Source organism: uncultured Desulfovibrio sp., assembly GCF_949282365.1.
In the GTDB taxonomy this organism is placed as follows: domain Bacteria; phylum Desulfobacterota; class Desulfovibrionia; order Desulfovibrionales; family Desulfovibrionaceae; genus Desulfovibrio.
Map to the genome: position 1 here is coordinate 1 of NZ_CASDOY010000031.1, position 21,783 is coordinate 21,783.

Genomic DNA, 21,783 nt, shown 5'->3' on the forward strand with positions numbered 1-21,783 from the left:
CGTGACGCCCTGGACGCCTACGCCGCCTTCCCCTTCACCGACGAAGTGCGCAACAAGATCATGTACGAAAACGCCCGCAAGGTCCTGAAACTGGCCTAGTCGAACCCTCAAGGAGCAAACAGCATGAGCGATACTCCCAACAACGGACACTGCCAGCAGAACCTGCGCCGCGTGGTCGTTTCCTCCCTCATCGGTGCGGTCATCGAATGGTATGACTTTTTCCTGTACGGTGTCGTGGCCGGCATCGTCTTCAACAAGATCTACTTCCCCGACTTCGACCCCACGGTGGGCACGGTCCTGGCTTTCGCCACCTTTGCCGTGGGGTTCGTGGCACGTCCGCTTGGTGGTATCGTCTTCGGCCACTTCGGTGACAAGCTGGGCCGCAAGAAGATGCTGGTCCTGACCCTGGAGATCATGGGCGTGGCCACCGTGGGCATCGGCCTGGTGCCCTCCTATGACACCATCGGCATCTGGGCCCCCATCCTGCTGGTGCTCTGCCGTCTGGCCCAGGGCATCGGCATCGGCGGCGAATGGGGCGGCGCCGTGCTCATGGCCTTTGAATCCGCGCCGCCGCACAAGCGCGCCTTCTACGGCAGCCTGCCCCAGGTGGGCCTGGCCCTGGGCCTGATGCTGGCCTCGGGCGTCATCGGCCTGCTGTCCTTCTTCCTCAGCGACGAGGCATTCCTGGCCTGGGGCTGGCGCGTGGCCTTCATCCTCAGCGCCGTGCTGGTGGGCGTGGGCGCCTACATCCGCATCTCCGTCCAGGAGACCCAGGACTTCTCCTCGGCCAAGAAGAAGACCGACCAGGTCAAGTACCCCATCCTGGCCGCCTTCAAACATTATCCCCGCACCCTCACGGCCTGCGTGGGCGCGCGCTTCGTGGAAGGCATCGCCTTCAACGTCTTCGGCGTCTTCTCCCTGACCTACCTGACCAATTCCTGCGGCCTGGACAAGACCGTGAGCCTGTTCGTCATCGTGGGTGCCGCCGCGGTCATGGCCGTGGCCATCCCCTTCTGGGGCATGCGGGCCGACAGCTGAGGCCGCGCGCGCATCTTCGGCATCGCCGCCATCCTGCTGGGCATCACCGCCTACCCCACCTTCTGGGTGCTGCACAACTTCAGCCAGAACGTGCCGCTGGTCTTCCTGGCCATCGCCCTGCCCTTCGGCATCATCTACGGCGCGGCCTACGCCACCATGTCCAGCCTGTTCTCGGGCAGCTTCGAGCCCACGGTGCGCTACTCCGCCGTTTCCTTCATCTACCAGTTCTCCGGGATCTTCGCCTCCGGCCTGACCCCCATGATCGCCACCATGCTGGTCAGCAGCAATGACGGCCAGCCCTGGTACCTGTGCGGCTACCTGCTGGCCGCGGCGGTCATAAGCTGCCTGAGCACCCTCTGGATCACCCGCCTCCACGGCAGGGAAGCACTGCCCCATGAACCGGAGGACGCCGCACGATAGTCCGTCCGTCTTCCCGCCCTCCCTCGCTTCTTCATCCGGGACCGGGCGGGACAGCCGCCCGCACCACACCCCGGACAGCGGACACCAAGAAGGGGGGACAGCCCGAGGCTGTCCCCCCTTCTTGCATCCATGTTGGACGCTCCCTGCCGCGCATGGCGCCGACCCGTAGGACGGAGCCTCGCGCCCGTCCGGCCCCGTCGCAGTCCGGCGGCAGGCCCTCTCCGGCCCCGTCCGGCAGCAGGGACGGCCCGCCCTCCCGGACAGCATCCGGCAAAGCGTATCCTCCGGCCCTTCCGGCCGTCCCGGCCACGCCGGGCCAGACTTTGGCCGCCATGGTCGCGCCGCTCCTGGAGCCGCCTCAAAAATCAAGACTGAACTGCATGCCCAGCCCCAGGGACGCGTCCCTGTCCTCGGGCCTGTTGCCCTTGCCCCATTCCCTGTCCTCGTCCCGGAGCATCAGCTCGGGGCCGATGGTCAGGCTGGCGTCGTCGCTGTCCATGATGTCGGCATAGGCCCGCACCACATGCCGCCGTTCCAGGGGCCGCAGCTCGTCGGCCCGGCCTTCGCCGGAGGGCAGCTCCGCATGCCACACGGAATCGTCGCGCCGGATGTTCACGCCCAGACGGCTTTTCTCGCCGTCGTCCCTGAGGGCCTGCTTCGCACGCGACCCCGCTTTGGCCTGGCGGTCCGCCTGGCGCAGGGCATGCTCGATGCTGGCGGCATTGCCGCGGTCGCGGCCAAGGGCCCGCTTGCGCAGGGAGTCCGTCTCCACGCCGTCCCGCCACAGGGCGGCGTCCCTGTCGCTGGAAGTGCCGAAGCCCCAGGACTGCCCGTTCCCGGACGTCCCGCGCCCCGCCGTGCCGGCAGGGGGCGCTTTGGCCGCGGGCGCGGTCGCTGCCTTCCCTATGGGCAGCGCTTTGGCTGGGGGCGCAGACGCCGCCTTGCCCTGTTCCACCGCCGGGAGCGTCACGGGATCGAGGAGCAGCAGCGCAAGGGACAGGGCGCCCCAAAACAAAGATACATGATGCAACATGGCGGCAGGATATCCGGCCTGCCACCGGCTTGTAAAGCCATGCCCGGAAGCGGCCCAAAGCCATGCCGGGACAGGCGCAGGGGACGGGCGGCAGGGACCGGGCGACGAAGGAGCATGCGGCCCGACAATGGGCTGGCGCTGCGCTGGTGACGGCATGAAGGCATGGACGCCGGCCTGCGGAGGGCCCCGCGGTCCGGCGGCGACCGTCGACGCCGGCAGGGCCCCTGCGGACCGGGCATGGGCGGAGCGCGCTATCGGCCGGCTGCGGGGATGCCGGCCTGCGCCCGCGCGAAAAAAAAGGAAGGACGCCCGAAGACGTCCTTCCTGTCATGCTGCGGAGGATGGAGCGCTAGCGTTGCGCGGCGGGGCTGGCCGTCGCGGGAGCGGCCGCGGGCAGAGAGGCCTTCTGGCCGGCGGCATCGTGGGTCCTGACCAGCTCGTCCGCATCCGCCACCGGGAAGGAGGGCTTGACGTTGGGATCCTGCCAGCCGCCGCCCAGGGCCATGCAGACACTGACCACGGCATTGAGGCGGTCGCGCAGGGCATTGGCCAGGCTCAGCTCGGCGCTGAACAGCTGGCGTTCGGCATCCAGCACGGTCAGGTAGTCGGTATAGCCGTTGTCGTACTGCAGGCGGGCGATCTCCACGGCGCGGCGCAGGCTGTCCACCTGGGCCTGACCGGCGGCCACGATGGCGTCGGCCTGGCGCTGGGCGGTCAGGGAGGTGCGCACGTCCTTGAAGGCGTTCTGCACGGTCTTGCGGTAGACCGCGATGGAGGCTTCCTTCTGGGCCTCGGCGTCCTTGACGTTGTACCAGGTGCGGCCGAAGTCCAGCAGGGGCATGGAACCGGTCACGCCGTAGCTCCAGGCGCCGGCGGGACCGCTGAAGAGGTTGATGACGCTGGCGCTGAGGGTGCCCAGCATGCCCGTCAGCGAGATGGACGGGAAGAACTCGGCCCGGGCCACGCCGATATTGGCGTTGTAGGCCATGATCATGTACTCGGCGGCGCGCACGTCGGGGCGGCGTTCCAGCAGCTCGGACGGCAGGCCCGCAGGCAGCACGGGCGGCGCGGGCAGCTTGCTGATGTCGCCGCCGCGCGGCATGACGCCGTTCATGATCTCGCGGGGCGAGCGCCCCAGCAGCACGGCCAGGCTGGCTTCGGCATTGTCCACCTCCACCAGGGAGGTATGCACCTGGGCGCGGGCGGTCTCCACCTCGGCCCGGGCGCGCTGCCAGTCGAGCTCGGTGATGTCGCCCTGACGGTAGCGGCTGGTATAGATGTCGAACGCATCCTCGCGGGTGCGCAGGGTCCTTTGGGCCGTGGCCAGCTGCATGTCCAGAGCCAGGAGGGCGAAATAGCTCTGGGCCGTCTGGCTGGCCACGGAAAGACGCAGGGCTTCGTGGCTGACCACGGTGTTCAGCAGCACATCCGACAACATGGTGTAATTGTTGCGGTACTTGCCCCAGAAGTCCAGCTCCCAGCTGGCCGAGAGCTGGCCCTGATAGTTCACATAGGAACGGTCCGCCAGGTCGCTGTAATTGGCGACCCTGGTGGAGTTGCTCTGCGAGGCGGCCGCGCCGGCACCGCTGACCGTGGGCGCCAGCTGGCTGGTGCCCACGCCCAGTTTGGCCGCGGCGGAATCGATCTTGGCCAGGCTTTCCGCCAGGTCCTGATTGTTCTTCAGGGCCTCCGCCACCAGGGCGTTGAGGACGGGATCATTGAAGCGCGTCCACCAGTCGGTGTTCAGCGGGCTGGGCCCCAGATCCACGGACCGCCATTCCTTGGGGATGTCCTGCTCGGGACGTTTATAGTCGGGAGCCAGGGAACAGCCCGTGACGGCCAGGCAGAGCACCAGCGTCAGGCCCGCTTTCAGAAAGGGGCTCATATATCGTCCTCCTCGTCAAAGTTTTTCTTGCCTTCATTGGGGTCCTTCTTGCCCTGCAGCTTCAGGGACACCTGCATGATGGTGCGGAAGAAGAAGGGGATGAAGAGCGTGGCGATGCAGGTGGCGGCCAGCATGCCGCCCACCACGGCGGTGCCGATGGCGTGACGGCTGTTGGCGCCGGCACCGGAACTGATGGCCAGCGGCACGCAGCCCAGGATGAAGGCCAGCGAGGTCATGACGATGGGACGGAAGCGCAGACGCGCCGCATGCATGGCGGCCACGTCCAGGCTGCGCCCGCCGCGCCAGGCCTCGACGGCGAATTCCACGATCAGGATGGCGTTTTTGGCTGCCAGGCCCACCAGGGTGACCAGGGCCACCTGGAAGTAGACGTCGTTGGACAGGTCGCGCAGCCAGGTGGCCACCAGGGCGCCGAAGACGCCGAAGGGCACGGCCGTGAGCACGGCCAGCGGCAGGGACCAGCTTTCGTACTGGGCGGCCAGGATCAGGAAGACCATGACCAGGGCCAGCACGAAGATGATGGTGGTATCGGCGCTGGCCAGCTTTTCCTGCAGGGCCGAACCCACCCAGCCCAGGGCGTAGTCGCTGGACAGCATGTTGGTGGCCACCAGTTCCATGGCTTCCAGGGCCTGGCCGGAGGAATAGCCCTCGGCCGGTTCGCCCATGAGGTGGGCGGCCGGGAAGACGTTGTAGCGTTCCATGGTCTGGGGCGCGGTGCGGCGTTCCAGGGTCATGATGGCATCCAGGGGCACCATGTCGCCCTTGTTGGTCCGCACAAAGACGTCATGCAGGGATTCGGGCAGCAGGCGGTAATCGGACTCGGCCTGCAGGCGCACCTGGAAGGTACGGCCCAGATAGTTGAAGTCGTTGACATAGAGCGCGCCGAAGGTGGCGTTCATGGCCGTGAAGACATCGCTGATGCTGATGCCCATGTCCTTGCAGCGCTCGCGGTCCAGATTGGCGTAGAGCTGGGGCGCGCCGGTGGAGAACAGGCTGCGCACCGTGCCGATGGCCGGGTATTTGGGCTGGCCGTTCTCGTCCCTGGACGTGGCCTCGGCCACGAAGGCGTTGGCCGTGGCTTCCAGGTCATAGATGGTGCCGTCGCCGCGCATCTGGATGTAGCCTTCAAAACCGCCCGTGGTGGACATGCCGCTGATGGGCGGCGGCGTGAAGCCGATGGTCACGGCCTCGGGCTGCAACATGGTCACGCCCAGCACCTTGGCGCTGATGGCCGAGGCGCTGCTTTCCGGCGTCTGGCGCTCGCTCCAGGGCCTGAGGGTGGCGAAGAAGGTACCGTAGTTGCTCTTGATGGACATAGACGAGATGTCCAGGCCGTTCAGGGTCATGACCGTTTCCACGGCCGGGTCCTTGAGCAGGGTGTCCACCACCACGCGGGTCACGTCGCGGGTGCGGTTCTGCACGGCGCCGTCGTCCAGGATGGTCATGCCCAGGATGTAGCCCTGGTCCTCGTTGGGCACCAGGCCGCCGGGCACCACCCGGAACAGGAAGACCAGGCTGGCGATCATGCAGCCGAAGAGGAGCATGGAGATCAGGCCGTGATCCTTGACGAAGCGCACCGTACGCACATAGCGGTGCGTGGTCTTGCTGAACAGGTAGTTGAAGATGACGAAGGGCTTGGCCGGCTGGTGGTCGTGCGCGTGCGGCTTGAGCAGCAGGGAGCACAGGGCCGGGGTCAGGGTCAGGGCCACGATGCCCGAGAGCACCACGGACACCGAGATGGTGATGGCGAACTGCTTGTACATCTGGCCGGCAAGGCCGCCCATGAAGGACACGGGGATGAACACGGCGCAGAGCACCAGCACGATGGCGATGACCGGGGCCGTGACCTCGCTCATGGCCTTGGCCGTGGCTTCCTTGGGCGGCAGGTGCTCGGTGCTCATGATGCGTTCCACGTTCTCCAGCACCACGATGGCGTCGTCCACCACGATACCGATGGCCAGCACCATGCCGAACAGGGTCAGGGTGTTGATGGTGTAGCCCAGGGCGTACATGCCCGCGAAGGTGCCGATGATGGACACGGGCACGGCGATGCAGGGGATGAGGGTGGCGCGCCAGCTCTGCAGGAAGACGAAGACCACGATGAACACCAGGATCATGGCTTCCACCAGGGTGTTGATCACTTCGTGGATGGATTCCATGACGAATTCGTTGGTGTCCACGATGACCTTGTAGTCGATGCCCTCGGGGAAGTTCCTGGACAGTTCCTGGATACGGGCGGTCACGGCGTCGCCGGTGGCGATGGCGTTGGCGCCGGGCAGCAGATAGATGCCCATGGCGCGCGTCACCATGCCGTTGTATTCGCTGTTGACGCTGTAGTCCTTGGCGCCCATCTCGATGCGGGCCACGTCCTTGAGGCGCAGCATGGCGCTGCCCTCGCCGGTGCGGATGATGATCTCGCCGAATTCCTCGGGCGTGTTCAGGCGGCCCTTGGTGTCGATCTGCCAGGAGAGCTGGGCCGTGTCGGGCATGGGCGCGTCGCCCAGGCGGCCGGGCGAGAACTGCGAGTTCTGTTCCTGGATGGCCGCCGAGACCTCGCCCACGGTGACGCCGTACTTGGCCAGCTTGTCCGGGATGAGCCAGATGCGCATGGAATAGTCCATGTAGCCGAACACGGTCACGTCGCCCACGCCGGGCACGCGCTTGAGTTCGTCGGCCACGTTCACCTGCATGTAGTTGTGCAGGTACACGGCGTCATAGCGGCCGTCCGGCGAGTAGAGGGCGATGACCTGCAGCATGGCCGGCGAACGCTTGACCACGGTCACGCCCTGCAGGCGCACGGTCTCGGGCAGGGTGCTCTGGGTCAGGTTGACCTTGTTGTTGACGTTGACCAGGGCCATGTCCGGGTCGGTGCCCAGACTGAAATAGACGTTGATGGAGCCCGAACCGGAACCCGAGGAGGCCGTGGAGGACATGTAGAGCATGTTTTCCACGCCGTTGATGTTCACTTCCAGGGGGGCCAGCACGGTGCTGGCGATGGTCTCGGCCGAAGCGCCGGGGTAGAAGGCCGTCACGTTGACCGTGGGCGGCACCAGTTCGGGATACTGGGCGATGGGCAGGGCCTTCATGGCCAGCGCGCCCACCAGGGTGATCACGATGGAGATGACCGACGAAAGGATGGGCCGGCGCAGGAAGATGTTTGGTTTTGCCGAAGCTGCCATGGACGATCACCTACTTCTGAGCGGGCTGCTGGGCGGCCTGTCCCTGCGGGGCCTTCTGGTCGTCCATGACGCGGACCTTGGCGCCGGGGCGGGCCTTGATCATGCCTTCACAGATGATGCGTTCCCCGCCCTTGAGGCCGGAATCCACCAGGTACATGTCGCCGATGGTCTCGCTGACCTCCACCTTCTGGGTGCCGACCACATTGTCCTTGTCCAGGGTCATGACGAAGGAGCCCTTCTGGGTGATGAGCACGGCCTTCTGCGGGATGAGCACGGCGTCGACCAGCACGTCGCCGTCCATGAAGATGCGCACATACTGGCCGGGCATGATCTGGCCGTCGCTGTTGGCGAAGGAGGCACGGGCCTGCACCACGCCGGTCTCGGGCTGCACGCGGCTGTCGATGAAGTCCACCAGGCCTTCGCCCTGGTACATGCTGCCGTCCAGCAGGCGCAGGCGCGCCTTGTAGACGTTGCCCTCGGGGAAGCGCAGGCGGCCTTCGGCGGCCAGCTGCTGGCGGCGCATGTGCTGCGGCGCGGCGATGGAAAAGTCGATGTACATGGGATCGGTCTGATCCACATAGGTCAGCAGGGAATTGTTGCTGACCAGGTTGCCGGGGGTGAAGCTTTCCTTGGAGCTGTAGCCGGAAACAGGGGCCACCACCTGGCAGTAATCCAGATTGATGCGGGCGGCGCGCAGGGCGGCCTTGGTATTGTCATAGGCGGCCTTGGCGTTGTCGCGGTCCTTCTGGGAAACGGCGTTCTTGGCGAACAGGGGGCGGATGCGGTTCCATTCGCGCAGGGCGCTGTCGTACTGGGCCTCGGCCTGCTGCACGGCGGCCTCGTACTGGTCGCGCTCGATCTGGAACATGAGCTGGCCGGCCTTGACGAACTCCCCTTCGCGGTAGAGGCGCTTTTCGATGATGCCCTGCACGCGGGCGCGCACTTCCACGGACCGGGAGCCGGAGGCCTGGGCCTGGAATTCAGCGGGCCAGGGCACGTCCCTGACTTCCACCTGGAAGACGCCCACCGGCGGCGCGGGCATCTGTCCTTTTTTGGCACCTTCATCCTTGCAGGCCGCAAGGCTGAAACAGAGAAGCAACAGCAGTGTTGCCGGAAGAATCTGTTTTCTGGTCATAATCTCTCTACTCCTGGGAGCAGCGCCGGGGCTGCACGAATGAAAGCCCGCCCGCAAAGCGAACGGGCTTTGAATCCCCTGCTAAACATTTTTTGCAAAATGCGTCAAGAAAGGCAGGATTATTCGGCCGTTAAAGTATGCTGGGCAAAAATCCTTCTATTTCAGTAAGATAGAGAACCGTAGGGTTTTTTCGTAACTATTTGTTTTTATTTGATATTTTTTTAGCGTTTTTTTCTAACGCGCATTTGAAATATCAGCGGCCGCCCCTGAGCGCGCCCAGGGTCCCGGCCCGGGCGGCCATGAGTTCGGCCACCACGGAAACGGCGATCTGCTGCGGCGTGTCCGCGCCGATGCCCAGTCCGATGGGGCAGCAGACGCGCTCCAGCGCGGCCCCCGTCACGCCCTGGGCCCGCAGGGCCGCGTAGACCGAGGCCTTCTTGCTGCTGCTGCCGATCATACCAATATAGAAGGCCTCCGTCTCCAGCGCCTGGGCCAGCACCTCGCGGTCGAAGCTGTGGCCCCGGGTCATGATGGCCACATAATGGTGGCGGCCGATGCCGCAACGCGCGGCCAGATCCTCAAAGGCGGGCAAGACCAGGCAGCGCCGCGCCATGGGGAAGCGCCGGGTGTCGGCGAACTCGGCCCGGTCGTCCACCACGTCCACCACGAAACCGGCGGCATGGGCCAGACGGGCCGTCTCCAGCGAGACATGGCCGCCGCCGCAGAGCAGCAGCACCGGCGGCGCGTCCAGGGCCTCCACATAGCGTTCCACAGCGCCGTCCCGCAACAGGCCGGGACGGCCCTTGCGCCCGGCCAGCAGGGGACGCACCGTGTCCGCGCCCGCATGCAGGCCGTCCACCAGGGGCCGGCCTTCGGGCAGGGCGTCCAGATAGAGGTCGCGCACGGGCGCGTCGGCCCGGCTCACGTCCAGCAGCCAGATGCCGGTCAGCCCGGCCTTCAGGGCCGCATCCGCCGCGTGGAACAGCGGCGCCTGCGCCGGGGACAGATATTCGCAGAGCAGGTCCATGCTGCCGCCGCAGATCATGTCGCTGTCGGGGCCGAGGCCGGTGAGGTCGCAACGCACGCGGGCGGAGCGCCCCTCCCGCAGGCAGACGTTGGCCGCCTCCACGGCACGGGCTTCCAGCAGGCCGCCGCCCACGGTGCCCTCCAGACCGGCGGCCGTGAGCAGGGCGCGGGTACCGGCGGCGCGCGGGGCCGAGCCCTCGCGCTCCACCACGGTCAGCAGGACCACGGCCTGCCCTTCGTCCAGCAGGCGGGCCGCGCGGGCTTCCAGATTCAGGGGCACGCCCAGGCCGTCCACCGGGGCGCTCACCAGCACCGGCGCGGCCGGGGCCTTAGGCTTCCTGTCCATCGTCGCCTCCTTTCACATAGCCGCAGCCCTTCGTGGGGCACATGACCTTGACGCTGCCGTCACGGCCGCGCTTCTCCACCAGATAGGGGGAGGCGCAGCGCGGGCAGGGGCCGGGCACGGGCTTGTCCCAGAGGGCGAAATCACATTGCGGGTAACGGTCGCAGGAATAGAAGATCTTGCCGCGCTTGGTACTCTTTTCCACCATGCGGCCCTCGCCGCAGCGCGGGCACATGACGCCCGTGGCCAGGGGCGCGGTATAGTTGCAGTCCGGGTAGCCCGTGCAGGCGATGAAGCGGCTGCCCGTGCGCGCGTGCTTGACCACCAGGTCCTTGCCGCAGCGCGGGCATTCGCCCACCTTTTCCAGCTCGGGCTTCTGCGGGGCCACCATTTCCAGGCGGCCGTCCTCGCTGCGCCGGAAATTGCTGGTGAAGCGGCAGTCCGGGTAGCCGCTGCAGGCCAGGAAGGGCCCGGCCTTGCCGAATTTGATCATCAGGGGCTTGCCGCAGTCGGGGCAGGCCAGCTCCGTGGGCAGGCCGCCCTTGACGCTCTGCATGTTCCTGGCCGCCGCCGCCAGCGTGGGATTGAAATCGTCGGCAAAGGCATGCATCAGGTCCACCCACTGCTGGTCGCCGTCGGCCACCTTGTCCAGCGAGCTCTCCATCTCGGCCGTGAAGCCCACATCCATGAGGCGCGGGAAGTGCTCCACCAGCTGCTCGCAGACCACGCGGCCCAGGTCCGTGGGGATGAAGTGGCGGTCCTCCAGGCTCACATATTCGCGGTCCTGCAGGGTGGAGATGATGCTGGCGTAGGTGGAGGGACGGCCGATGCCCCGTTCTTCCAGCTCGCGCACCAGGCTGGCTTCGCTGTAGCGGGCCGGGGGCTGGGTGAACTTCTGTTCCTTGTCCAGCTTTTCCAGCTCCAGGGCCTGGCCCGGCGTCAGGGGCGGCAGCTCGGCGTCGCCTTCGTCCTTGCCCCGGGGCAGCACGGCCAGGAAACCGGGGAAGAGCAGGCGCTCGCCCCTGGCCTTCCACTGGCTGCGGCCGCAGGCCACGGTCACCGTGGTGTCGTGGAAGCGCGCCCCGGTCATCTGCGAGGCCACGAAGCGCGACCAGATCAGGCGGTACAGATTGTACTGGTCCGGGGGCAGGGCCGCCTTGACCATCTCGGGCGTGATGTTCACATCCACGGGGCGGATGGCTTCGTGGGCGTCCTGGGCCCCGCTCCTGGTCTTGTAGACGCGCTTCCTGGCGGGCAGGTAGTCGGCGCCGAAACGGCCCTGGATGAAGTCGTGCGCCGCCTGGCGGGCCTCGTCGGCGATGCGCGTGGAGTCGGTACGCATGTAGGTGATGAGGGCCGTGATGCTGCCGTCCTCCATCTCCACGCCTTCGTAAAGGCGCTGGGCGATGTTCATGGTGCGCTTGGCCGTGTAGGAAAGGCGCTGGTTGGCGGCCTGCTGCAGGGTGGAAGTGATGAAGGGCGGCTGCGGCGCGCGCTCGCGCTCCTTCTGTTCCACGCTCTCCACCACGAAGGGCCGGCCCTTGAGCTCGGCCTCCAGGGCGGCGGCCTCGGCGGCATTGCGGATCACGGCCTTCTTGCCGCCGATGCGGGCCAGCTCCGCCCGGAAGGACGGCGGCACGCCGGCGGCCAGCAGGGCCTTGAACAGCCAGTATTCCTCGGGCCTGAAGGCCGCGCGCTCGGCCTCGCGCTCCACGATGAGGCGCAGGGCCACGGACTGCACGCGCCCGGCCGAGATGCCGCGCTTGATGGTCTTCCAGAGCAGGGGCGAGATCTTGTAGCCCACCAGACGGTCCAGCACGCGCCGGGCCTGCTGGGCGTCGAAAAGATGCTGGTTGAGCTCGCGCGGATGGGCCAGGGCTTCCTTGACGGCGCGGGCGGTGATCTCGTTGAACTGGATGCGCTTGATGTCCTTGGCCTTGTCGCGGATCAGCTCCGCCACATGCCAGGCGATGGCCTCCCCTTCGCGGTCCGGGTCGGGCGCCAGATAGACGGTATCGGCCTTGGCCGCGGCGCTGCGCAGTTCGCTGACCACGTTCTTTTTATTGTCGATGACCTCGTACTGGGGGGCAAAATCGTTGGCCTCGTCCACGCCCAGACTGCTGGACGGCAGGTCGCGCACATGGCCCACACTGGCCTGCACCATGTACTGCGGTCCCAGAAATTTCTTGATGGTCTTCACCTTGGCCGGCGATTCCACGATGATCAGCTGTTTGCCCATGATGTCCCTTGCCCATCCGACTGCCGGGCGGCAGTGAGGAATTTTGCATGAAAAAAGACGATCCTGCGGACCGTTATCTTGCCAGAAGGTCCCGCCGGAAGCCGGGCGGGGGCACGGCCGCCCTGCCGGAGCTTCAAGGCTGCGGGGCGGACCGCGCGGACTGCCGTGTGCGCGGGAGAATACGGCAAAATGCGGCCACGTCAAGCCCGATATGCGCCGCGGCCGCGCCAAATGCGCTTTTGCCGCCGTCTGGACAGCCCGCCCGGCCTGGGCTACATCCATAAAAGAGAGCGCCCTGCACGTTCCAAGGAGGCCTTATGCATCCGCAGCGCATCCTGATCCTGTTCCCTCTCCTCATCCTGCTCCTCTGCCTGGGGGCCTGCGCCTCGCACGATGCCCGGCCCGCGCCGGAGCCCGGCGCCCCCCTGCCCGCCGTCAGCCTGGAACGGGGCGACCGGGTGCTGGTCAGGATCGAGAACGGCAAGGGCATGGCGGACGACCTGCATTCCATGCTCACGGCCTATCTGCAGAGCGAACGCGGCCTGAACCCGGCCTCCGGGGTCGCGGAAGCGGATCTGGTCATCCTGGTGGACATCCGCGACGTCTGGCCCACCAGCGACGGCAGCCGGGTCAACGCCGGGCGCGCCCTGGGCACCGTGGGCACGGGCACCATGATGGGCGTGCTGCTGGGCGGCCTGGCCGACGGCCGCAGCGGGGCCCTGGTGGGCGCGGGCATCGGCGCCACGGTGGGCATGGGCGCCACCCTCTACGATCAGGCCGACGCCTCCGCCAGCACCAGCTGGGCCATGGAAGCCGCCGTGGGCATGGCGGCCCGCCGCCTGCCCGACAAGGACAGCCTGCGCCGGGTGGCCGTGACCAGCCGGGGCGACGCCCGCAGCAAGGACGAGGCCTTTGCCGGGCTGGAAGACGCCCTGTGCCGGATCATCCTGGAGGCCATCAGCGTCCAGTGAGGCGACGCCCGCGCCTGCGGAGCCACGGCCCCGCACTCGCGCCGGGCCGGCAGAAGCGTTGTCCGCCCCCGCATGGAGCCATGTCCCTTGCCGGCTCCCGGCCCTGCTCCGGCCCGCGACGGCGGTCGCTCCCCGCGCCCTTCCCCGCCCCGGCTGGACAGGGCCGCGTTTTCTGCGGTATAGGGCTGGCCTCGACGACAGAACCGCGTCCCTGCCGGACGCGCCGGTCTCCCCTGTCTCCCTGGGCACCGCCGGACGGTAACGGCGCGCCCGGCTCCTCCCGGGGGCCGCAAGCCCTGTCGCCGTCCCGGAGACACATGAAAAACACGCTCTTTCCCCTCCTGCTGCTGCTTTTGCTGCTGCTTCCCGGCTGCCAGCACCGCCAGCCCTCCCCCACGGATATCCAGGTCCTGCGCCAGGGCTCCCTGGCCCAGGCCGACGAGGACACCACCCCGGTGGTCTACGTCAGCATCCGCGACCAGAGCCGCCACGTCTTCGGCCTGCGCACGGAAGTGGAACGCCTGCTGCGCGCCGAACAATACGACATCACCGACAATCCGAGCCAGGCCGGCTTCATCATCCAGGCCAGCGTGCTGGAGGCCGGCATCGCGGACGCCGCCACGGCGCAGCGTCTGGTGGAGGCCGGCTACGGGGCCCCGTCGGCCCTTTCCGGCAAGGGCTCGACCCTGGTCCTGTCGGACATCCTGCTGGTGCAGCGCCGTGTGCCCAGCGACAAGCGCCCGCAGCGCGTCATGCTGCAGAACATCGGCAGCCGCAACGCCCGCGGCAGCAGCCAGATGCGCACCGGCCTGCTGGCCCGGCGCGAGTTCCAGGTGGAGGCGGGCATCCCGGCCCTCTTCGTGACCCTGCTGGCCAAGGAGATCACCGCGCCCTTCAGCCAGCAGGCCCCCGCAGGCACGCCCTCCGCAGGCACGCCCGCCACGGACAGCCAGGTGGGCCAGCGGCCCTGACGGGCCCCGGCAGTCCGCGCCCGGCCTCCTTTCCCGCTCCTCCTGCCCGGCCCGTTGCCCGGCAGGAACGCAGGAGCCGCGCGCCCTGCGGCGTTGCCGCCGTACCACGGCCCAAAGCTGCGTCACCGGCGGCACGGCGGGAAGGACCGCCCCCTGCGGGGAGCGGCCAGGCATGGCGCTCCGGCCCGGTCAGCGAGGCCCGGACAGGGCTCCGGCGTCCCGCGCTTCGGACAGGGATGCGCCGCCCCGTCCCCCTGCCGCGGCACCTGACAGGGCCCGCACGGCAAGCCAGCGGTCCCGGCAGCCGAATCTCGCCGTCCGGTCCCTGCCCGGCCTGCACGACGCGCCATGCGCGCCCGCAGGCAGCCGGTCCTGGACGTCCGCGCCCGCTTCTGCTAGAAAGCTCCCCCCGCCCCTGCCACGGCCGTGACGGGAATCTTTACCGCTGCGCAAGGAAAATCTCATGCGTCTGGATGCCCTCGTCATCAATCTGACCCGTTTCGGGAACCTGCTGCTCAGTCAGCCCCTGCTGCACGACCTGCACAAGGCCGGACGCAGCACCACCCTGCTCTGTCTGGAAAAATACGCGGACACCGAGGGCCTGCTGCAATTCGCCAGCCCCCTGCTCACCGTGCCCGACCGCCTTGTCCAAACCGGACAGGCCGACGCCACCCGGCAGGAGCTGCAGGACTGGGCCGGAGAGCTGCGCGCCCGCGTCCAGGCCGGGCACATCATCAACCTGACGCCCAGCATGCCCGCCCGTCGCCTGGCCGTGAGCCTGGCCCCCTCGCCCGAGGCCGTGCTGGGCTTCGGTCTGGACCACAAGGGCCGCCCCCGCGCCGACAGCCTCTGGGCGGCCTTCCTCCACGCCGCCAAGCTGCGCCAGAGCGACGCCCCCTTCAACCTGGCCGACATGTTCCGCATGACCGGCGCGCCCCTGCTGGGCGAACGGGCCACGGAACTGCTCTCCGCCCCCGGCTCCGGCCTGTTCAACGAACCGGGCGCCGAGGCCCGCGCCACGGCCCGCCGCCTGCTGTCCCGCGCGCCGGTGATCCGCCACGGCTTCATCGGCATGCAGCTGGGCGCCAGCGAAAAACGCCGTCAGTGGCCCGTGAGCCACTTCGTGGAGCTGGGCAAGCGCATCTGGCAGGAAGAGGGCATCTGCCCCGTCCTGCTGGGCGAAGCCTCGGAACGGCCCCTGGCCGACGAATATGCCCGCCTGACCGGCACGCCCTTCGTGGACGTGGTGGGCCGGACCAATATCTTCGAGCTGGGCGCCGTGCTGCGCGAGATGGCCATGCTGGTCACCAACAACACCGGCACCATGCATCTGGCCGCCGGTCTGGGCCTGCCCCTGCTCGCCATCTTCCTGGCCACGGCCCAGCCCTGTGATACCGGCCCCTACCTGCCCGGCAGCTGCTGTCTGGAGCCCACCCTGCCCTGCCACCCCTGCCCGCACGACCATGACTGCACCCTGGGCGAGAAATGCCGCCAGCACATCAGCGCCTCGGTGGTGGCCGACCTGGTGCTGGCCAAACTCACCAGTGGCCAGTGGAGCGAAGGCATCACCACCTCGGCCTGTCGCGAGGCACGCATCTGGCAGACCGCCACGGACTCGCGCGGCTTCATCACCACTGCCTGTCTCTCCGACCACAAGGCCGATGACCGCACCCTCTGGCTCTGCCAGCAGCGCGTCTACTGGCGCCGCATCCTGGACGACCTGACCTCCGGCGCCACGGAGCCCACGCCCCTGACCAGTGTGCCCCTGAGCATGGCCTGCCCCAACTATTCCAGCCAGTTCACGGCCCGGGTGGGCAAGGCCCTGGGCCACTGCGCCCATCTGCTCCAGACCCTGCTGCAGGAATGCGCCCCCCTGCCGCAGCACTTCGATCCCACCGGGCACCCCCTGTGCCTGACCATCCTGCAGCACATGCAGTCCTGCCCCGAGCTGGCCAGCATGGCCTTCTTCTGGCACCAGCTCTGCCAGCACTACCAGGGCCGCGGCCCCCGCTTCCTGCAGGCCGTGGGCCTGCTGCACGCCCATATCCTGCGCTGGGCCGGGAGCTTCGACTAGGAGCCCGCGGCAGCCTTGTTGGGGAAGGAGCCCTTTCCCAAAACGCGCTTTATTCCATTATATAGCTGAAAAGGAAGAGGCGACCGTCACATGACGGTCGCCTCTTCCTTTGTCTTTTCGATCATCCTGCATCGAGGGCAGAGAGCAGGGTCCGCCAGCCTTCATTGCCCAGATTCCCGGGACTGAGCGTCGGACGCCTTGGATTACGACACTCGATCCGCCGGGGATATGTCGCCAGTCCCGGAACAGCCTTTTCCCATATTTTTTTGCTCCGCAATTGAACGACTAACGCCCTTCTGTGCATCGCAGCGAGCAGGATGCACCGCGTGAAGTCGAAAGAAGGCAAGAGTGGCATCTTCTTAAATCCTTTTGACTTATATGGGTATGCCTGCAAGAGCAAAAAACTATTGGCGCATTTCTTTAAATCAAAATCAATTTCAAATAGTTTCCTAAATTTATCCACCCAATAATCATATCCCTTGTTCCCTTGTTTAAAACAAGGATTCAAGTGATAGAATGGATAGTCCTGTACGGAAAATCCACGCGTATTTTTCATGGCTTGCTGACATTTTGCATTGCCTAGCATGATAGCCGCATCATCTTCGCTGTATCCCGGATTCAAGTTCAGCAGGACGACAGGTGCGTCCAGACGGCCTGAAAAGGGTTCCGGGGGCAATTCGGTATGCAGCTCATAGGGAGTCCCGGCATATTTCTGGTTGAATGCAGAGACCACCGCCGCATCAGCCTGTAAGACGAAAGGCTGCGCCTCTGGAAGAAGACACCACGGATCGTCCATGCATCTCCTCGCCCAAAAAAGATGGGCATAAAGCGCGCTGGGGAGGGGTGGGGAGTTTGAGAGGCGGGGGAGCCCCTCCCGCGCCGGACGAGGGGGCCCCGCCCCCAAGAAACCACAGCCTACATCCCGCGCCGCATGGCCTCGCGCACGGCATGGACTTTGGCGGCGATGTCGGGCGCGCCCACCAGCTCCGAGACCAGGGCGCAGCAGCGGGCCCCGTGGCGGGCCACCCCGGTGATATTGTGTTCCTTGATGCCGCCGATGGCCACGAAGGGGATGGAGATGTTGGCGGCCACCCAGTCCAGGTACTCGAAGCCCACCGGGGCCACCACGTCTTCCTTGGTCCTGGTGGCGAAGATGGGGCCCACGCCGATGTAGTCGGCACCGGCGGCCACGGCGGCCCGGGCCTGTTCCGGGCTGTGGGTGGACAGGCCGATGCACATCTTCGGGCCCACCAGCCGGCGCACTTCGGGCAGGGGGAAGTCCTCCTGGCCGATGTGCACGCCGTCGGCTTCGGCCAGGATGGCGAGGTCCACATGGTCGTCCACGATGAAGCAGGCCCCGGCCTCGCGGGTCAGGCGGCGCATCAGGCGGCATTCTTCCAGCATCTCGCCGGATTTCATGTGTTTTTCCCGGTACTGGATGATCTTGACCCCCGCGCCCAGCAGGGCGGAGACCACGGTCTCCAGGCTGCGGCCGCAGGAAAGGCGGGCATCGGTCAGGGCATAGATATCGGTCTGGCCCGGCAGGATCACAGGCATGGTTCGCTCCTCGGCTCCCCGGGGGGAGCGCTTTGCTTATTTCCGGCGTGCCAGCCACAGGCGGCGCACGCAGCTCTTGAACAGGCGCCAGGGCCGGAAGGAGGTATGCATCAGCTCTTCCGGTATCACGAAGCCCGCGCTGTCGAAGGCGTCGGGACGCTCCAGCACATAGTCGGGCCGCCAGCCCGCGCGGGTGCAGCCGGGGGCCTGACGGCGTTCCAGGGCCGCGCCCAGCGGCACGCCGGACAGGGGCAGGCCCAGCACGGCGCACAGGGCCTCGTCCAGCGCCACGGCCGAGGGGCTGGCCCCCAGCAGGCCCAGCGGGAAGGGCCGGCCCTTGCTGGGGCCGGTGACGTGCATGGCGGTCAGGCCGTCGGCCACGGCGGCCACCGGCGGCAGGGCGGCCCAGAGGGCGGCGATGCAGTCGGCGAAAAAGTCGGGCTCCTGGCCCTGACGGGTATGGATCAGGGCCTTGCGCAGGCCGCAGACGCAGCCGAACAGGTTTTTGACCGCCAGGGTCAGGCGCATCTGGGAATGGGCCTTGACCCGGGGCAGGGAGACGATCAGGTCGCTTTCCAGCGCCGCGCGCGCCACGCCGAAGCTGACCGGCCCGCCGCCACGCAGGGGCAGGGGCAGGGGGCGGGGATCGGCCAGGGATTCCGTCTTCAGGCCCAGGGGCCGCAGGGCGGCTTCCAGCCCGATGTGACGGGCCACGGCCGTGGCCGTGCCGAAACCGGGCGAATCCCCCACCCGCACCTGCGCGCCCTGATCCAGCAGCCAGCGGCAGACCCCGGCCACCAGCCAGGGGCTGGTACAGGCCAGAGGGGTGGCGGTGAGCAGGTTCGGCTTGACCAGAACCCGCGCCGAACGCAGGCCGCAGGCCGTGCGCAGGCCGGCGGCGTCCAGCAGGGCGGGCAGGGCCTGCGCTGCGGCCGCCACATGGTCGGGCGACAGACGGCACAGGGCCACGGGCACGACGGGGGAGGGCGCTGCCTCCCGGCAGGAAGGGGAAAGGGCGGTCTGGGACATGGCCCCACTATGCCGGTCGGGCAAGGGCTTGTAAAGGCGGGCCGTCCCCGTGCGGCGCAGGCAAAAAAAGCTGTCGTCCCCTGCTGCCCGGTCCGCGCCGCATCCTGCGGGACGCAGGCGGAAAAAAGCGCGCCCCGCCCTGCCGCCACTCTTTTCAAGCGGCAGATCTTGCGCTATTGCTGGCTTTCCAACCCACCGAGTCTTCCCGGCGGCCTTCACAGGCGGGGAAGCTCTTTTTTCGAGGTGAACATGTATCGCTGCCTGTTCCGCGCCACGCTGCTCCTTGTCCTGTTGACCGCCTTCAGCCTTGCCCCTGTCCTTTCCGGGGACAGGAGCCCGGCTCCCGCCTTCCTGCCCGGGGCCACCTGCGCCCTGGCCGACGGGACCGGCCAGAAGAATGACGCCAGGGCCGGCGCCAGGGAAGACAAGGCCAGGGACGCAAAGGCCAAAGAAGATAAAGCCAAAGAAGACAAGGCCAAAGACGACAAGGCCAGGGACGACAAAAAGACGGGCACCAGCATGACCGAGGCGGAGGCCGCGCCTTCCGTGGACCCGCTGGCCAACATCTGGGCCGGCCAGAAGGACATGCTGGACGACATCAACAGCAGCACGCGCAATCTGGTGCGCGACATCAGCAAGCAGGCGGACAGCATGTCCGAGCAGGCCCGCCCCATCACCGAAGAAGCGCGGCGGCTGCTCCTGCTCATCAATACGTTCAAAAACTGGCCCAACCCGCTGGAAGCCCTCGACCGCCGCATCTCCTTCACCATCCAGCAGCTGCAGCAGGTCATCGATCCCGTGCTGCTGGCGCGCAACGGCGTCAACAACCTGCTGGAGCGCGTCAACCATCTGGCCGAGAGCCTGCCCGAAGCCAAGGACCTGCCGCCCAACGCCGAGATCCGCGAATACTCGCGCCAGGTCACCAAGGCCCAGAAGAGCCTGAAGGACGTCATCAAGCGCTACGATTCCGTGCTTTCGCCCACCCAGGACATGATGGCCGACCTCAAGAAAGCCCAGAAAGACATCGCCGCCATGCTGCCCCAGCTGTGGAAGGATTACTACCTGCAGAGCCCGGTGCCCTACCTCAGCCTGGAGACCTGGGAAAAGGTGCCCAAGCGCCTGCAGTACGTCTGGCAGGGCATCATGCTGCGCCTGCCCGTGGAGATCCCCGTCTCCGCCGACGGCTGGCATACGGCCGGGCTGCGCTTCACCATCTGCCTCCTGCTGGTGCTGTTCACCGGCGCCATGCTCTACCGGCGCTGGCGCAATTCGGGCACCAACGGCGAGGTGGGCCACCACATGTTCCATGTGAGCCTGCCCTGGATCGGCCTGGGCCTCTCCCTGCTGGCCTCCTCCCTGTCCGCCAGCGGCGACGTCTTCCGCTGCTTCCTGGCCCTGGGCAACCTGAGCATCATCATCGGCGAGGTCTTCCTGGCCTGGGATCTGCGCCGCCTGCAGCACCCCGACAAGGCCGCCGTCAACAACCCCCTCTGGCAGCTCATCCCCCTGACGCTGTTCTCCTACATCCTGATCTACCTGCCGCTGCCGCCGGTGGTCACCCTGGTGGCCTGGATCGTGCTCATGCTCCTGCACCGCATCTGGCGGGCCAAGAGCCACAGCCTGGAAGCCAGCACCCAGCTGGAGGCCTCCCTGCTGTCGGGCAGCGCCTTCATCTTCTGGGTGGCCCTGGTGCTGGCCCTCATGGGCCTGCACATCTACAGCATGGGCCTGTACCTGCTCTATGTGTCCTGCTCGCTGGCCCTGCAGATCAGCGTGGCCAGCATGTCGGCCATCAACCGCTACAACGACCAGCTGCCCGATGAAGGCGGCTCCGCGGCCTTCTCCAGCCTGATGCTGGCCCTGGCCGCGCCGGTCATCCTGCTGCTGGCCATCGGCGGCATGTCCCTGTGGCTCTGCACCCTGCCCGGCGGCCTGACCCTGCTGCAGGACTTCGTGCTGCAGGGCGTCAACGTGGGCGAGACCCGCTTCAACATGGTGCAGGTGCTGCTCATCATCAGCGTCTTCTTCCTGACCCGCACCGCCGTGCGCATGGGCACGCTCTTCCTTTCCCGCATGCCCAGCCGGGGCCTGCGCATCGACCCCACGCTCATCCAGCCCCTGCAGACGGCCTTCACCTACGCGCTCTGGGCCTTCTTCGGCCTGTTCACCCTGCGCTCGCTGGGCATGGAACTGAGCAACCTGGCCATGGTCGCCGGCGGCCTGTCCGTGGGCATCGGTTTCGGCATGCAGACCATCATCAACAACTTCCTCTCCGGCCTGATCCTCATCTTCAGCCGGACCATGCAGGTGGGCGACGTGGTGGAAGTGGGCAACACCACGGGCCGGGTACGCAAGATCAGCGTGCGCGCCACCATCGTGGAGACCTATGACAACGCCGTCATCTACGTGCCCAACTCCGAGTTCGTCTCCACGCGCCTCATCAACTGGACGCGCAACAGCCGCACCGTGCGCCGCGAGGTGGTGGTGGGCGTGGCCTACGGCAGCGACACCGCCCTGGTCATGAAGCTGCTCTCCTCGGTGGCCAACGCGCACAGCGACATCCTCAAGTACCCCGCGCCGGTGGTGCTCTTCTCCAACTTCGGGGCCAGCACCCTGGACTTCACCCTGCGCTTCTGGGTGCGGGACTATGACGTCAGCGTCAAGACCGCTTCGGAGCTGCTGTTCGAGATCGACCAGATCTTCCGCAAGCACAATATCGAGATCGCCTTCCCGCAGATGGACCTGCACATCAAGGACATGCCGCCCCGCGCCAAGAGCCCGCGCGATCTGGCCACCCGCCCCACGGCGGTCCTGCCCGACGCGCCCGCCGAACGCCGTCCCGGCCACGGCAGCGCCCGGCCGCAG

15 protein-coding genes are annotated in these 21,783 nt (G+C 67.2%); 6 read left to right on the forward strand and 9 right to left on the reverse strand.

All coding sequences use genetic code 11. The features are described 5' to 3' along the window. Positions 1–123: 123 nt before the first annotated feature. Both Q1X76_RS07015 and Q1X76_RS07020 read left to right on the forward strand, forming a co-directional pair. Positions 124–1,038 (forward strand): MFS transporter, encoded by a 915-nt coding sequence (locus Q1X76_RS07015; protein ID WP_300718913.1) that lies wholly within the window; start codon positions 124–126, stop codon positions 1,036–1,038. A 66-nt stretch (positions 1,039–1,104) separates the two neighbouring features. Beyond that, positions 1,105–1,458 carry a hypothetical protein gene (locus tag Q1X76_RS07020; protein ID WP_300718914.1) on the forward strand — a complete coding sequence of 118 codons (354 nt, stop codon included), beginning with the start codon at positions 1,105–1,107 and terminating at the stop codon, positions 1,456–1,458. 358 nt (positions 1,459–1,816) lie between these two features. Here Q1X76_RS07020 and Q1X76_RS07025 read toward each other — a convergent pair whose 3' ends face one another. From Q1X76_RS07025 to topA, 6 genes are all read right to left on the reverse strand, one after another. Next, on the reverse strand, positions 1,817–2,230 hold the full coding sequence (locus Q1X76_RS07025; RefSeq protein WP_300718915.1) for a hypothetical protein: 414 nt from the start codon (positions 2,228–2,230) through the stop codon (positions 1,817–1,819). Between the two features lie 610 nt (positions 2,231–2,840). Then, positions 2,841–4,376, reverse strand: coding sequence for an efflux transporter outer membrane subunit (locus tag Q1X76_RS07030; protein ID WP_300718916.1), 1,536 nt, complete (start codon positions 4,374–4,376; stop codon positions 2,841–2,843). After that, positions 4,373–7,573, reverse strand: coding sequence for a multidrug efflux RND transporter permease subunit (locus Q1X76_RS07035; protein ID WP_300718917.1), 3,201 nt, complete (start codon positions 7,571–7,573; stop codon positions 4,373–4,375). Before Q1X76_RS07035 ends, Q1X76_RS07030 begins: the two co-directional genes overlap by 4 nt. Before the next feature lie 10 nt (positions 7,574–7,583). Next, positions 7,584–8,708 (reverse strand): efflux RND transporter periplasmic adaptor subunit, encoded by a 1,125-nt coding sequence (locus Q1X76_RS07040; protein WP_300718918.1) that lies wholly within the window; start codon positions 8,706–8,708, stop codon positions 7,584–7,586. A 253-nt stretch (positions 8,709–8,961) separates the two neighbouring features. Continuing rightward, positions 8,962–10,080, reverse strand: a complete 1,119-nt coding sequence (locus tag Q1X76_RS07045) for an XdhC/CoxI family protein (protein WP_300718919.1) — start codon at positions 10,078–10,080, stop codon at positions 8,962–8,964. Continuing rightward, positions 10,064–12,316, reverse strand: a complete 2,253-nt coding sequence (gene topA / locus Q1X76_RS07050) for a type I DNA topoisomerase (RefSeq protein ID WP_300718920.1) — start codon at positions 12,314–12,316, stop codon at positions 10,064–10,066. Before topA ends, Q1X76_RS07045 begins: the two co-directional genes overlap by 17 nt. Positions 12,317–12,633: 317 nt before the next feature. Between topA and Q1X76_RS07055 the strand changes: the two genes are divergently transcribed. From Q1X76_RS07055 to Q1X76_RS07065, 3 genes are all read left to right on the forward strand, one after another. Next, positions 12,634–13,287 (forward strand): hypothetical protein, encoded by a 654-nt coding sequence (locus tag Q1X76_RS07055; protein WP_300718921.1) that lies wholly within the window; start codon positions 12,634–12,636, stop codon positions 13,285–13,287. A gap of 317 nt (positions 13,288–13,604) precedes the next feature. After that, complete coding sequence (gene traT / locus Q1X76_RS07060) at positions 13,605–14,258, forward strand: complement resistance protein TraT (protein WP_300718922.1); 654 nt, start codon at positions 13,605–13,607, stop codon at positions 14,256–14,258. Between the two features lie 463 nt (positions 14,259–14,721). Continuing rightward, positions 14,722–16,332, forward strand: a complete 1,611-nt coding sequence (locus Q1X76_RS07065; RefSeq protein ID WP_300718923.1) for a glycosyltransferase family 9 protein — start codon at positions 14,722–14,724, stop codon at positions 16,330–16,332. 121 nt (positions 16,333–16,453) lie between these two features. Here Q1X76_RS07065 and Q1X76_RS07070 read toward each other — a convergent pair whose 3' ends face one another. From Q1X76_RS07070 to Q1X76_RS07080, 3 genes are all read right to left on the reverse strand, one after another. Further along, on the reverse strand, positions 16,454–17,128 hold the full coding sequence (locus tag Q1X76_RS07070; protein WP_300718924.1) for a hypothetical protein: 675 nt from the start codon (positions 17,126–17,128) through the stop codon (positions 16,454–16,456). Between the two features lie 119 nt (positions 17,129–17,247). Continuing rightward, positions 17,248–17,889: a thiamine phosphate synthase gene (gene thiE / locus Q1X76_RS07075; RefSeq protein WP_300718925.1), complete on the reverse strand. Its 642-nt coding sequence runs from the start codon at positions 17,887–17,889 to the stop codon at positions 17,248–17,250. A gap of 36 nt (positions 17,890–17,925) precedes the next feature. Next, entirely contained in the window at positions 17,926–18,918 is a 993-nt protein-coding gene (locus Q1X76_RS07080; protein WP_300718926.1) for a DUF362 domain-containing protein, read from the reverse strand. A gap of 249 nt (positions 18,919–19,167) precedes the next feature. On the opposite strand from Q1X76_RS07080, the gene Q1X76_RS07085 reads away from it, so the two are divergent. Continuing rightward, a partial coding sequence (locus Q1X76_RS07085) for a mechanosensitive ion channel domain-containing protein (RefSeq protein WP_300718927.1) occupies positions 19,168–21,783 on the forward strand: 2,616 nt, incomplete at its 3' end.

Bases quoted from the DNA above. Each gene is read 5' to 3' on its own strand.
- Q1X76_RS07015 (WP_300718913.1), top strand. From the start codon at position 124: ATGAGCGATACTCCCAACAACGGACACTGCCAGCAGAACCTGCGCCGC.
- Q1X76_RS07030 (WP_300718916.1), bottom strand. From the start codon at position 4,376: ATGAGCCCCTTTCTGAAAGCGGGCCTGACGCTGGTGCTCTGCCTGGCC.
- Q1X76_RS07035 (WP_300718917.1), bottom strand. From the start codon at position 7,573: ATGGCAGCTTCGGCAAAACCAAACATCTTCCTGCGCCGGCCCATCCTT.
- Q1X76_RS07040 (WP_300718918.1), bottom strand. From the start codon at position 8,708: ATGACCAGAAAACAGATTCTTCCGGCAACACTGCTGTTGCTTCTCTGT.
- Q1X76_RS07045 (WP_300718919.1), bottom strand. From the start codon at position 10,080: ATGGACAGGAAGCCTAAGGCCCCGGCCGCGCCGGTGCTGGTGAGCGCC.
- topA (WP_300718920.1), bottom strand. From the start codon at position 12,316: ATGGGCAAACAGCTGATCATCGTGGAATCGCCGGCCAAGGTGAAGACC.
- Q1X76_RS07055 (WP_300718921.1), top strand. From the start codon at position 12,634: ATGCATCCGCAGCGCATCCTGATCCTGTTCCCTCTCCTCATCCTGCTC.
- traT (WP_300718922.1), top strand. From the start codon at position 13,605: ATGAAAAACACGCTCTTTCCCCTCCTGCTGCTGCTTTTGCTGCTGCTT.
- Q1X76_RS07065 (WP_300718923.1), top strand. From the start codon at position 14,722: ATGCGTCTGGATGCCCTCGTCATCAATCTGACCCGTTTCGGGAACCTG.
- Q1X76_RS07070 (WP_300718924.1), bottom strand. From the start codon at position 17,128: ATGGACGATCCGTGGTGTCTTCTTCCAGAGGCGCAGCCTTTCGTCTTA.
- thiE (WP_300718925.1), bottom strand. From the start codon at position 17,889: ATGCCTGTGATCCTGCCGGGCCAGACCGATATCTATGCCCTGACCGAT.
- Q1X76_RS07080 (WP_300718926.1), bottom strand. From the start codon at position 18,918: ATGTCCCAGACCGCCCTTTCCCCTTCCTGCCGGGAGGCAGCGCCCTCC.